Source organism: Streptomyces sp. NPDC007346 (assembly GCF_040703535.1).
Taxonomy (GTDB): Bacteria; Actinomycetota; Actinomycetes; order Streptomycetales; family Streptomycetaceae; genus Streptomyces.
In genome coordinates this window covers 1-13,077 of record NZ_JBEYKR010000081.1, presented here as the reverse complement: position 1 = coordinate 13,077, position 13,077 = coordinate 1, and the positions used below count along the sequence as shown (strand labels likewise).

Sequence of the window (13,077 nt, the reverse complement as noted above, 5' to 3'; positions counted from 1 at the left end):
CCGACGCTGCGGCCTCGGCGTGCAGCGCCGGTCGCCGGTACGGCCCGGCACGCGGCCCCGGTCGCCGGTACGGCCCGGCATGCGGCCCCGGCGTGCGGCCCTGCGTGCAACCCCGGCTCTACGGCCCCGGCGGTCAGTCGTTGACGGCCGTGAGCAGGACCACCGCGTCCTGGAGCGCCAGCAGCCCGTGCCGCTCCTGCGGGATCGGGTGGAGCGTGCCGGCCGGGAGCTCCGCGTCGCCGGAGTCGGCGGTGAGGCGGACCGTACCGTGCAGCACCAGCAGGGAGGCGGCGGGCGGCGCGTTGTGTTCGTCGAGCGCCGAGCCGGAGGTGAGGGCGATCACCGTCTGGCGCAAGGGGGGTTCCTGGATGAGGAGACGTGCGCTGCGGCCGTGCGCGGAGGCGCGGGCGGCGGTCAGGTGCTCCTCGGCGAGTGCGTTGAGGTCATCCATGCTGCCCACTCTGCCGCACCCCCTCCCGCCTCGCGATCCTGCCGGGGTCCGCTGGGCGGGAAGGAGTGGATCACGGGGCGGGAGGACGGCCTGGGGAGCCTGGAACGGACCCATTCGCTGACCGCAGGATTCCCTTCACCTGTCGCAATTAACCGACACCTGAGCGTATAAGTCGGTGGTTCCGCCGCGACGGCTCAGCGGGGCGCCTTCGCAGTCGAGCCGCGCACCACCAGCTCCGGCTCGAAGAGCAGCTCACCGGGGGGCACCGCGCCGCCCTGGATCCCCGCGCAGAGCAGTTCGACGGCGGCCCGGCCCATGGCCTCGATGGGCTGGCGGATGGTGGTGAGCGGGGGCTCGGTGCAGCTCATGAAGGCCGAGTCGTCGAAGCCCACGACCGAGACGTCCGCCGGCACCCCGAGGCCGCGCCTGCGGGCCGCCCGGACCGCGCCCAGCGCCAGCGGGTCACTGGCGCAGATGATGCCGGTGACACCCCGCTCCAGCAGCCGGGAGGCGGCTGCCTGGCCGCCCTCCAGGGAGAACATCGAGCGCTCGACGTCCTCCTCGACCAGCTGCCCCGCGGTGGCCGCCGCCACGGAACGGGCCGCCGCCAGCTTGCGGCGCGAGGGCACATGGTCTGACGGGCCGATCACCACGCCGATGCGCTCGTGGCCGAGGGAGGCCAGGTGGCGCCAGGCCCGCTCGATGGCGACCGCGTCGTCGCAGGAGACACAGGGGAAGTCGAGGCCTTCTATGGGGGCGTTGATCAGCACGACGGGGATGCGCCGCTCGGCGAGCCGGTGGTAGTGCTCGTGGGCCTCGTCGGCCTGGGCGAAGAGACCGCCGGCGAAGACCACCCCGGAGACCTGCTGCTGGAGCAGCAGGTCCACGTAGTCCGCCTCCGAGACACCGCCCTTGGTCTGGGTGCACAGGACCGGGGTGAGCCCCTGCTGCGCCAGCGCGCCGCCGATCACCTCGGCGAAGGCCGGGAAGATCGGGTTCTGCAGCTCGGGCAGGACGAGCCCGACCAGCCGGGCCCGCTCCCCGCGGAGTTGGGTGGGGCGCTCGTAGCCGAGGACGTCCAGGGCGGTGAGAACCGACTGCCGGGTGGTACGGGACACCCCGGGCTTGCCGTTGAGCACCCGGCTCACCGTGGCCTCGCTGACCCCAACCTTCTTGGCAACCTGAGCAAGTCGTCGCGTCATGACCGCAAGGCTAACGCAAGCAATGCAAGCCTTGGACTTTCCGATGCAAGGAATCTACGCGGAAGGGGCGCTTCCCGTCAGTCGGGAGGCGCCCCTTCATCTGTTCTCCCGTCTCCTTTCTACGGGTTGATGTTGATCTTGAAGTTGGGAGTGGTGTTCCTGATGTCCTCGGCGTTGTCGCTGAGCCTCAGACCGTTGAAGGTGACCTCACCGACCGCGGGACCCTGGCCCGCCTCCGGCATCTCGTTGGCCCACAGCCCGAACCCGGACTTGGCGTCGAAGGCGTCACCGCTCTTACGCGCACCGGAGATGGAGATGTCGGTGAGCACGGTGTCCTTGATCGGGAACTGCGGCTGTCCGCCGACGTAGTTCGTCTGGAACATGATCCCGCTGTACGTCGGATCGACGATGTCCACGTTCGAGATCCGGATGCCCTGGAACACCTTGGAGGCCGAGAAGAGCCAGATCCCGGGGAAGGTCTGCGATCCCCAGAAGTGGCCGCCGGAGCGGACGATCGAGACGTTCTCGATCCTCGTCGGCTCGGTCCCGAAGCCGTTCATCGGGTAGCCGAAGTCCAGCGAGCTGACGGTGATCCCGGAGTAGACCAGGGTGTCGGCGATGTGGATGTTGCGGAAGGTGTTGTCGTAGCCGCCGTAGACGGCCACGCCCGCCGCGCGCCAGGTCAGGATCGAGGTCAGGTTCTCGTAGATGTTGTTCTTCATGTCCGCTCCCCCGGCGTCGATCGCCGAGAAGAGCGCGAAGCTGTCGTCACCGGTGGCGCGTGCCTCGATGTTGGTCACGAGGTTGTCGGTGGACCCGTTGGTCATGTTGATGCCGTCGGCGAACATGTTGCGGATCCGGGAGTTCTTGATGGTGATGTTGTCGGTGTTGGCGCCCCAGTAGAGGCACACCATGTGCTCGTTCCAGATGTTGTCGATCACGATGTCCGACACGTTGGCGAAGTCGAACACCTTGCCCGGCCCGTCGATGCGGGAGGTGTAGTTGCCGAAGTAGGCGAAGTTCGCGAACGACGACCCCTTGGCACTGGCCTCGGCCCGGAAGCCGATGTCGGTGTTGTCCTGCGTGGTGGGGGCGTTGAACCGGGTGTACCAGGGCCCGGCGCCGACCACCTGGACGGCCTTGCCGTACACCTGGAACTTGCTGGCCGTGCTGTACTCCCCCGGCGGCAGGTAGACGCCGACCAGCGTGCCGGTGGTGTCCATGCGGACCCTGTCCAGGGCGTTCTGGACGTCCTGGTGGGTGAACCCCTCCGGCACCGTGTACGTGGCGGGGTTCGGGTTGGCGACCGGTGCGACCTGCTCCAGGCTGATGAAGTCGATCGCGTACGTGGTGGAGTTGGCGGCGTCCTTCTGGAGCCGGATCTTGGATCCGGCCGGGACGGTCCTGCCCAGCATCACGTTGGCCTCGTCGTAGATGTGGCGGGGCGCTCCTGCGCTCGGGGAGTTGCCGGGTGCGGCCTCGTTCCCGTACAGCCAGGCGTACTTGGAGGTGAGGTCGATCGCCTTGAGGAAGGTGCCGTCCACGTAGACGTTCAGCGTGGAGTCGATGCCCCCGCCGCCCGCGGAGTCCGGGATGGAGTACCGGGTGACCAGGGTGTTGGTGGCCGCCCTGGTGGTGAACTCGACGTAGTTTCCTGTGTTGTTGAGAGTGACGGCCTTGCGTCCCGAGGCCTCGCCCGCGACGTCGCCGACGGTCCGGTTCGGGCCGACGACCTGGGCGCCGCCGCCGGTGGTGCCGTCCTCCGCCTCGTACATGTCGTACGGCATGTCGGCGCCGCGTCCCACGAAGAGGGACTGGGTGGAGCTGTTGTTCTCGCGCTTGACCGGAAGCTCGTTGGCGTCGGCCGCGAGGACCGTGCGCAGGGTGTACGAGCCGTTGGCCGCGGTCCAGGCGCCGAGGGAGACCGGCGCTGTGGTGGCGCCCGCCGCGATGGCCCCGTTGTGCGCGCCGGTGAAGGTCTTCACCGTGGCGCCCTGGGAGTTGAGGAGCGTCAGCGTGATGCCGTGGCTGCCGCTCGCGGAGGCGACGGTGCCCTGGTTCCTGACGGCGACCGAGAAGGTGACCGTGTCACCGGCGGCCGGGGCCGAGGGCGAGGTGGTGACCGCCACCGCGACCAGGTCGGAGCTGGAGACCGGCTGCACGACCAGCGGGGAGGCGGCCGTGTAGGTGTTGTTGGTCTCGTTCTGCTCGATGACCTCGTTCGCAGGGTCGGCGACCGCGCTCAGGACGTAACTGCCCGCGTCCCGGGCGCCGATGCCGGCGCTGACCTGGGTGGAGGCGCCGGCCGCCAGGGCGCCGACGTCTCCGGTGGCGACCTTGGAGCCGCCGAGCCGGAACTCGACCTTGCTCGCCGGGGCGGCGAGCGCGCCGGCGTTGCGGACGGTGGCGGTCAGGGTGATGTCGTCGGCCTCCACCGGGGCGGTGGGCGACGCGGTGATGCCGGTGACCTGGAGATCGGGGTTGGCCGCCGGGGCGCCCAGCACCTGGAACTCCGCGACCTGACCGGCGCCCGAACCGCTGTTGGCGGTGAACTTCAGCTGGACGTCGGCGACGCGGGCGGCGACCGGGATGGTCACCGTGTTGCCGCTCGCCGGGCTGAAGGCGTAATCCTGCGCGGCGGCCAGGGAGTTGAAGGACGAGGAGCTCTGTTCCCGGCCCAGGACCTCGATCCGCTGGGTGCGCGGGCCCCAGCCGCTGTCCGGGTTGAGCTTGACGACGACGCTCTGGGTGTCGGCGTTGGAGCCCAGCTGGACGGTGAGGGTGTTCGGGTAACTGCCGCCCGCGCCCTCCCAGTAGGTGGCGGTGTCGTTGTCGTTGGCGTTGGCGGCGACGAAGGTGTGCACCACCGAGGAGGCCGTGATCGGCTTGTTGACGGCAAGGTTGGAGGCGGCTCCCGCGGAGCCGTTGCGGGTCACGGTGTTGCTGTCGGACGAGACGTTGCCCGCCGCGTCCTTGGCCCGTACGAAGTAGCTGACCGTGGTGGTGGCCGACTGGGTGTCGGTGTACGTCAGGACGTTGCCGGCGACGCTGGAGCGCAGCACGTTGTTGGCGTACACGTCGTAGCCGGTGACGCCCTTGTCGTCGGTGGACGCCTGCCAGGTGAGCCGGATCTGGCCGGTGGACGGCTCGGTGAACGCCAGGGCCGTGGGGGCGGTGGGTGCCTGGGTGTCGCCCGAGTCGCCGCTGCGGGTGACGGTGTTGCTGTCGGGCGAGACGTTGCCCGCCGCGTCCTTGGCGCGCACGTGGTAGGAGACGGTCTGCCCGGCCGGGCGGGTGTCGGTGTACGTGGTGACGTCGCCCGCGACGGAGGCCAGCAGGGTGTTGTCGGCGTACACGTCGTAGCCGGTGACGCCGGTGTCGTCCGTGGACGCCTTCCAGGTCAGCCGGACCTGGCCGGTGGCGGGCTCGGTGAACGCCAGATCGGCCGGTGCGGTCGGGGCCCGGGTGTCGCCGGTCGCGGGGCCGTAGACCTCCAGCTCGGCCAACTGGGCTGAAGAACTGCCGGAGTTGGCGGTGACCAGGACGCGGACGTACCGCGTGGTCGTGGCGTCGAAGGAGATCGTCACCGACTGCCCGCCCGCCGCGTCGAAGCGGTAGTCCTTGGAGGCGGTGAGGTCGGTGAACTCCGTGCCGTCGGTGCTCGCCTGGAGCTTCAGCGTCTGGCTGCGCGCCGCCCAGCCGTCGGGCAGCCGCAGGACGACCCGGTCCACGCGGACCGACGATCCGAGGTCGGCCTCGATCCACTGGGGGAGTTCGTTCTCCCGGCTCGCCCAGTAGCTGGCCCGGTTGCCGTCGTTGGCGTTGGACGCGATGTGATCGCCGCTGCCGCTACTGGCCGTGAGGCTCTTCCCGGCGGCGAGGTTGCCGGACGAGGCGACTGCCGCCCGGACCTCCAGCTCGGAGAGCTGAGCGGCCTGCCAGCCGGTGTTGGCGGTGATGTTCACCCGGACGAAGCGGGCCAGCGTGGCCGGGAAGGCCACCTTCACCACGTTGGCGGAGCCCGGACTGAAGGTGTAGGCCGCCGAACTCTTCAGGGTCGCGAAACTGGTGCCGTCCGCGCTGCCCTGGAGGGACAGGGTCTGCCGGCGGCTCTCCCAGGACGGCGGGAGCTTCAGGGTCACCTCGTCGACCCGGGCGGCCGTGCCCAGGTCGGTCTGGACCCACTGGGGCAGACTGCCGCCCGCGCTCTCCCAGTAGGTCGACGCGTTGCCATCGGTGATGCCGGCGGCGGAGTGCTCGGCATGGGCGCTGCTCGCGGCCGCGGCCCGCCCCGCGGCGAGGTTGGGGCCGTCGGCCGCCGAGGCGGCGAGCGACGGCCAGCCGATCATCAGAAGACTGGTCGTGACCAAGGCGGATATCGCCCGCCATCTCCAGCGTTGGGCTCTCATAGCTCCCCGATCTTCGGCCTCGGCGCAGGGCGCGTCGAGGGCGCGGCTCTGGATCCGTAGTCAGGAAACACGCGATTCTGCACGCACTACGGCTCTGTTTTGCGTTGTGCGGTCAGAGAGTTGCAGAGAAATGAGAGACCGTCCACTGTTCCGGCAACAGCCGGGGGGTGGGGCCGGTGAGTGGATCACCAGCCGCGGTCACCGCTCACCGGCCCCCACCTGGCGGTGTGTCAGAGGCCCCCGGTGTAGAGCAGCAGATCGGGCGAGCCCTGGCCGAGGCCGGAGAGCACATCGGGGGTGGCGGTCCCGGTCAGCCAGTTCGCGACGGCGGCGGGCGTGGCCGAGGGGTTCTTCTCCTTGTACAGGGCGGCGACTCCCGCGACGTGCGGACTGGCCATGGAGGTGCCGTTCAGGGAGACGGTGCCGCCGCCGAGCCGCGCGGCGACGATGTCGGCGCCGGGGGCGTAGAGCGAGAGGCAGGAGCCCCAGTTGCTGAACGAGGTCTCCCGGTCCTGGCGGTCGCTCGCGCCCACCGTGACCACGCCGTCGGCCGCGGCCGGGGAGACGTCGCACGCGTCGCTGTCGTCGTTGCCCGCCGCCACCACCGGCAGCACGCCCGCGTCCACGACGGCTTCGACCGCCGCGTCGACCGCGTTGGACCGGGCCCCGCCGAGCGAGGCGTTCAGGACGGCGGGGGTGGAGCCGGCCGCCGCGTCCTCGGCCACCCAGTCGAACCCGGCGAGGATGCCGGCCCAGGTGCCCCGGCCCCGGCAGTCCAGGACCCGCACGTTGACCAGGGACACGTCCTCGGCCACCCCGGAGGTGGAGCCCCCGACGGTCCCGGCGACATGGGTGCCGTGGCCGTTGCAGTCCTGCCCGTCCCGGCCGTCGCCGACCGCGTCGTAGCCGTTGACGACCCGGTCGCCGAACTCCGCGTGCGCGGCGTCGATCCCGGTGTCGACGACGTACACCTTCACGCCGTCGCCCGTGGCGGTGGTGGTGAAGGTGTCGTCCAGCGGCAGGGCCCGCTGGTCGATCCGGTCGGTGCCCCAGCCGGCGGCGGGGGCCCGGAAGAGGCCTCCCGCCCTGGGCGCGTCCACGGCCACTTCCGCGTTCTCCTCCACGGCGAGCACCCCGGGGACGGCCCGGACGGCCTCCAGTTCGGTGGCGGTGAGCGTCGCGGCGACCCCGTTCAGGACGTTTCCGTACGTGAACAAGGGGCGGAGCCCGAACTCCCGCAGGAAGGTGTCCGGCGAGAGTTCGGGCTCCAGGGTGATGATGTACTGCCCGGGGACGGCCCGGACGGATCGCTCCACCGGGACCCCTTCCGGTCCGGTGTCGGCGGTGGCCGGGGTGGTGGTGCCGATCAGGGGTGCGATCAGCAGCAGGGCTGCCGGGGCCCATCGGGCGCGCAGGCGCATGCGTGTCTCCTCGGGTGGGGGCGTTCGCGGAGCAGGTACGCATCCGCGAACCACGAACACCCGTTCCTTCGTCCCCGGCCGGGCGGCGCCTTAGCGGGTTCAGCCGGACAGCGCAACGCTCGGCGTGAGCTCCAGCTCGGCCAGTTCCCGTGCGGGGTCCGGCCGGGAGCCGTGGTCCGCCCAGCTGCCGACCGCGACCTCGGCGGTGATGCCGGGGCCGAATCCGGCGATCAGGCCCTGTGCGGACTGCGCCGCGCCCCCGTCGTCGAAGAGGCGGGCGAGCGCGTCGAAGACGACGGAGCTGGCGATGTTGCCGCGTTCGGTGAGCGTGGCCCGGCTGTAGCGGAACATCTCCATCGGCAGGTTCAGGAAGTGGCAGAGGTCGTCCAGGATGCGCGGCCCGCCGGCGTGGACGATGAAGAAGTCCATGTCGGGAACCGACCAGCCGTGCAGGTCGACCAGGTCCTTCAGGACCGGCGCGAGCATCTCCATGGTGCCGGGCACGCGCTTGTCCAGCTGGAAGTGGAATCCGGTGTCGCGGACGGCGTAGGAGATCCAGTCCTCGGTGTCGGGGACGAGGTGGGAGCCGTTGCGCTCCAGGCGCATGCCGGTGCCGCCCTGTCCCCGGACAACGGCGGCGGAGACGGCGTCCCCGAAGAGGCCGTTGGAGAGCAGCGATCCGACGCCGATGTCGGTGGGCTGGTAGCAGAGCGAGCAGAACTCGCAGGAGACGATGAGGACGTTGGAGTCGGGGTAGGCCTGGCAGAAGTCGTGCGCCCGGTTGATCGCCGCACCGCCCGCCGCGCAGCCGAGCTGGGCGATGGGCAGTTGTCTGGTCTCGGGTCTGAACCCCATGGTGTTGATGATCCAGGCGGTCAGCGAGGGCATCATGAAGCCCGTGCAGGAGACGTAGACGATGAGGTCGATCTCCGCCGGGTCGGTCTCCGCGTGGGCGAGGGCCTGCCGCACCACCTCGGGGACCCTGGTCCTGGCCTCGGCCTCGTACACCTTGTTGCGGAGTTCGAAGCCGGGGTGCTTGAGGGTCTCCTCGATGGGCTGCACCAGGTGCCGGGTCTGGACACCGGTGTTCCGGATGAGCCTCAGGACGAGGTCGCGCTGGGGGTGGCCGGCGTGGGTCCGGCGGGCCAGCTCCAGGGTCTGCTGCATCGTGATGACGTGTTCGGGCACAGCGATGGCCGGTCGGCACAGGGTCGCCATGGGTTCTCCTCGTATCTGGGAGCGGAGGCTCTCGTCACCACGTGACGGGCAGGGCGAGCGGGTAACGCCAGATGGACGTCGTGTTCCACCGGATGTCCTCGGGCTCCGCGTCGAGACGCAGGGCCGGGAAGCGGGCCAGGAGCGTGGAGAAGGCCACGTCCAGCTCCATGGTGGCGAGCGGCGCGCCCAGGCAGTGGTGCGCGCCCCAGCCGAACGTCATGTGCGGGATGGACGGCCGGTCGGGGTCCAGCTCGTCGGGGCGGTCGAACTTGGCCCCGTCCCGGTTGGCCGTCAGGTACGACACATGGACCACGTCGCCCGCCTTGATGGCGACCCCGCCGAGCTCCACGTCCTCGGTGGCGATGCGGGGGATGCCGACGCCCTTGCGGAAGGGGATGTACCGCAGCAGCTCCTCGATGGTGCGGGGCAGCCGCTCCGGTTCGGCCTGGAGCGTCTTCAGCAGCCGGGGCCGGGTGAGCAGGGTGTAGGCGATGTTGCCGAGCTGGTAGGTCGTGGTGTCCTGGCCCGTGATGAGCAGGACCATCGCCATGACGGCCAGTTCCTTGTCGTCGAGCAGTTCGGCGCCGTCCCGGGCGGCGGCCAGGGTGCTGATGAGGTCCTCGCCCGGCGAGCGACGGCGCTCGGCCGTCAGCTCGGTGAAGTAGCCGCGCAGTTCGGCCTTGGCCCGTACGGCGTCCTCCTTGCCGGCCGCCCCGACGTTCATCATCGTCATGGCGTGGGCGCGCAGCCACGGGCGGTCGGCCTCGGGGATGTCGAGCGCCTCGCAGATGGTGATCAGCGGCAGGGGCGAGGAGAGGCGGGCCACGAAGTCCGCCGGGGGCCCCGCCTCCTCCATGTCGTCCAGCAGCCGGTCGACGATGCGCTGGGTGCCCTCCCGCATCTGCTCGACGCGGCGCGGGGTGAAGCTCTTGGCCACCAGGCTGCGCAGCCGGCTGCTGGCGGGCGGGTCCATGAGGTTGATGGACTCGGCCTGGACGATCGGCTCGGGGGTCATCCGGGGGAAGTCCCGGCCGAGTACGGCACTGCGGCTGAAGCGCCGGTCGGTGGTGACCGTCCGGACGTCCTCGTACCGGGTGACGAGCCATGCCTCGCCCTCTCCGTACGCCATACGGATACGGGAGACGGGCTCCTCGGTGAGCAGTTCCTTGAGCTGGGGGTCGAACTCCAGTTGCTGTGCGAAGTCGAAGGGACAGCTCCGTACGGTTTCCTTGTCGTGCACCGTGGCGTTCTGCACCGAGGCGTTCTCCACCGAGGTTTCTCCCAATGACCGGTTCGGGGGTTTCAGGCCGTCCCGGCTCAGCACCCGGGAACAGACCTCCCCTGTGTCCCCCGTCGCGCCGCGAAACATGTCACCGACGGTTGGCAGTCAGCCGATCAGAGGGGGCGCACGCTCCCCCCGTCACCCCGCCGGTACGGCGTCGGCCCGGTCCAGGACGTGGTGGCGGCCGATCGGGAGCATCAGGGGCCGGCCCGAGACGGGGTCCTCGATGACGCGGCTGTCCAGGCCGAAGACCGCGCGTACGGTCTCCTCGGTGAGCACCTCGGCCGGGGTGCCGGCGGCGTGCAGCCTCCCGTCGGCGAGGGCGATGAGGTGGTCGGCGTACCGGGCGGCGAGATTGAGGTCGTGGAGCACCATCACGATGGTGGTGCCGCGCGAGCGGTTGAGGTCGGTGAGCAGGTCGAGGACCTCGATCTGGTGGCTGGCGTCGAGGAACGTGGTGGGTTCGTCGAGCAGGAGGAGGTCGGTCTGCTGGGCCAGGGCCATGGCGATCCACACGCGCTGGCGCTGGCCGCCGGAGAGCTCGTCCACCGCGCGGTCGGCGAGCGGTTCGGTGGCCGTCGCCTCCAGGGCCGAGGCCACGGCGGCGTCGTCCTTCTCGTTCCAGCGGGAGAACATCGACTGGTGCGGGTGGCGGCCCCGGCCGACGAGGTCGGAGACGGTGATGCCCTCGGGCGCCACCGGGGACTGGGGCAGGAGACCGAGCGTACGGGCCAGTTCCTTGGCCGGGAGGCGGTGCACCTCCTTGCCGTCCAGGACGACGCGGCCCTCGCGGGGTGCGAGCAGGCGGGACATCGAGCGCAGCAGGGTCGACTTGCCGCAGGCGTTGGCGCCGACGACGACCGTGATCGCGCCGGGCGGCACGACCAGGTCGAGCGAGGAGACGACCGTACGGTCTCCGTAGCCGAGGGTGAGGTGTTCGGCGGTCAGTCGGTGGTCCGTGGTCATAGCGAGCCTCCCGCACGGTTGGTACGGATGATCAGATAGACGAGGTAGGGGGCGCCGAGGACGCCGGTGACGACGCCCACCGGGTAGCGCTCGCCGAAGGCGAACTGGCCGGTGAAGTCGGCGACGAGGACCAGCAGGGAGCCGACGAGGCCGGCGGGCACCAGCAGGGAGCCGCCCGCGCCGACGATCCTGGCCGCGATGGGCCCGGAGAGGAACGCCACGAAGGCGATGGGGCCGGCCGCCGCCGTGGCGAAGGCGATGAGCCCGACGGCGGCGACGATCACCGTGATCCGGGTGCGTTCGACCCGTACGCCGAGGGCGGAGGCGGTGTCGTCGCCGAGCTGCATCGCGGAGAGGTCGCGGGCCTGGCCGAGCAGCAGCGGGGTGAGGACGGCGGCCGCGACGAGGGCGGGCAGGACCTGGTCCCAGGTGGCTCCGTTGAGGCTGCCGGTCAGCCAGCGCATCGCCTCCTGGAGGTCCCATTCGGCGGCCTGGGACAGGACGTAGGAGGTGACGCTGTCGAGCATCGCGGAGATGCCGATGCCGATGAGGATGAGCCGGGTGCCGACGACCCCGCCCCGGAACGCCAGGGAGTAGACGAGCAGGGCGACCCCGAGACCGGCGGCGATGGCGAGGACGGAGACCTGCACCTCGCCGAGGGAGAGCGTGACGATCGCGATGGCCGCGGCGGCGCTCGCCCCGGAGCTGATGCCGATGATGTCGGGGCTGGCGAGCGGGTTGCGGAGCATCGTCTGGAAGGTCACGCCGGCCAGGCCGAAGCTGAACCCGGCCACCAGGGCGAGGACCGCGCGCGGCAGCCTGAGCCGGCCGACGGTGAAGGAGGCGCCGGGCACCTGCTCGCCGAGGATCACCCGCCATACGTCGCCGGGCGGGTAGAACGTACGGCCGGCCATCAGGGTCACGGCGAACGCGGCGGCGACGAGGACGGCCAGGACGAGGATCACCAGGCGCCTGCGGGAGGCGCCGCGGATACGGCGGCGGGTGGCGGCCGCGACGGACGCGGGGGTCGCCTCCCTGGGGGCCGGCCGGGTGAGGGCGGGGGCGCTCACAGGGCACGCACCTTCTGTCGGCGGACGATGTAGATGAAGAAGGGGGCGCCGATCAGCGCCGTCACGATGCCCACGTCGATCTCCGCCGGGCGCGCGACGATCCGCCCGGCCACATCGGCGGCGGTGAGCAGGACCGCGCCGAGCAGCGCGGAGAGCGGCAGCAGCCAGCGGTGGTCGACGCCGACGAGCAGCCGGCAGGCGTGCGGGACGACGAGGCCGACGAAGCCGATGGGCCCGGCGACGGCGGTCGCCGCTCCGCACAGCAGTACGGCGCCGAGCGCGGCCACCGCCCGTGCGACGGCGACGCGTTCACCGAGACCGGCCGCCAACTCGTCGCCCAGGGCGAGGGAGTTGAGGGCGCGTGCGGAGAGCAGGCAGATGACGAAGCCGACGGCGAGGAACGGCAGCACCTGTCCGATGCGCTCGAAGGAGGCACCGCCGACGCCACCGATCTGCCAGAGCTTGAAGCTTCCGGCGATGTCGTTGCGGGGCAGGATGACCGCGCTGACGAGCGAGGCGAACGCCGCCGAGGTGGCGGCCCCGGCGAGCGCCAGCTTGAGCGGGGTGGCCCCGCCGCGCCCGAGCGTTCCCACCGTGTAGACGAACAGGGCGGAGAGGGCGGCGCCCACGATGGCGACCCAGATGTAGCCGGTCGGCGAGGAGAGCCCGAAGAAGGCGACGGCCACGACGACGGCGAGCGAGGCGCCCATGTTGACACCGAGGATGCCCGGGTCGGCCAGCGGGTTACGGGTCACGCCCTGCATCACGCCGCCGGCGAGGCCCAGCGCGGCGCCGACGAGGACCGCGAGGACCGTACGGGGGATCCGCTTCGTGGCGGCCGCCTGCCCGATGGTCGCGTCGGCGCCGCCGAGCGCCGCCTGGATGTCGGCCCAGGGGACCTCGCGCGAGCCGAAGGCGACGGACGCCAGCATGGCGGCGGCCAGCGCCAGGAGGGCGGCCGGCAGCCAGAGCGTGCGCCACGTCCAGATCAACCGCCCGGAAAAGATCAACGCCATGAATGCCGCGTTCTGGAGCGAGATCGTCGAGATCTTCCAGTG

The 13,077-nt window shown here is 71.1% G+C and carries 9 protein-coding genes; all 9 read right to left on the bottom strand.

The window, feature by feature from the left end; genetic code table 11:
• Window positions 1-133 precede the first annotated feature (133 nt).
• Entirely contained in the window at window positions 134-451 is a 318-nt protein-coding gene (locus AB0917_RS21065) for a cupin (protein ID WP_366821127.1), read from the bottom strand.
• Window positions 452-645: 194 nt separating this feature from the next.
• Complete coding sequence (locus tag AB0917_RS21060; protein ID WP_366821126.1) at window positions 646-1,653, bottom strand: LacI family DNA-binding transcriptional regulator; 1,008 nt, start codon at window positions 1,651-1,653, stop codon at window positions 646-648.
• A 119-nt stretch (window positions 1,654-1,772) separates the two neighbouring features.
• The gene (locus AB0917_RS21055; RefSeq protein WP_366821125.1) at window positions 1,773-6,062 is read right to left on the bottom strand and encodes a discoidin domain-containing protein; all 4,290 of its coding nucleotides are present in this window, start codon (window positions 6,060-6,062) and stop codon (window positions 1,773-1,775) included.
• Between the two features lie 230 nt (window positions 6,063-6,292).
• Window positions 6,293-7,483 (bottom strand): S8 family peptidase, encoded by a 1,191-nt coding sequence (locus AB0917_RS21050; RefSeq protein ID WP_366821124.1) that lies wholly within the window; start codon window positions 7,481-7,483, stop codon window positions 6,293-6,295.
• A 99-nt stretch (window positions 7,484-7,582) separates the two neighbouring features.
• Window positions 7,583-8,716, bottom strand: coding sequence for a type III polyketide synthase (locus AB0917_RS21045; RefSeq protein ID WP_366821146.1), 1,134 nt, complete (start codon window positions 8,714-8,716; stop codon window positions 7,583-7,585).
• Window positions 8,717-8,735: 19 nt separating this feature from the next.
• On the bottom strand, window positions 8,736-9,971 hold the full coding sequence (locus tag AB0917_RS21040) for a cytochrome P450 (RefSeq protein ID WP_366821123.1): 1,236 nt from the start codon (window positions 9,969-9,971) through the stop codon (window positions 8,736-8,738).
• 150 nt (window positions 9,972-10,121) lie between these two features.
• Entirely contained in the window at window positions 10,122-10,949 is an 828-nt protein-coding gene (locus AB0917_RS21035; protein WP_366821122.1) for an ABC transporter ATP-binding protein, read from the bottom strand.
• Window positions 10,946-12,019: an iron chelate uptake ABC transporter family permease subunit gene (locus tag AB0917_RS21030; RefSeq protein ID WP_366821121.1), complete on the bottom strand. Its 1,074-nt coding sequence runs from the start codon at window positions 12,017-12,019 to the stop codon at window positions 10,946-10,948. Before AB0917_RS21030 ends, AB0917_RS21035 begins: the two co-directional genes overlap by 4 nt.
• Window positions 12,016-13,035 carry an iron ABC transporter permease gene (locus AB0917_RS21025; protein WP_366821145.1) on the bottom strand — a complete coding sequence of 340 codons (1,020 nt, stop codon included), beginning with the start codon at window positions 13,033-13,035 and terminating at the stop codon, window positions 12,016-12,018. The genes AB0917_RS21030 and AB0917_RS21025 overlap by 4 nt, the downstream gene beginning before the upstream one ends.
• Window positions 13,036-13,077 lie beyond the last annotated feature (42 nt).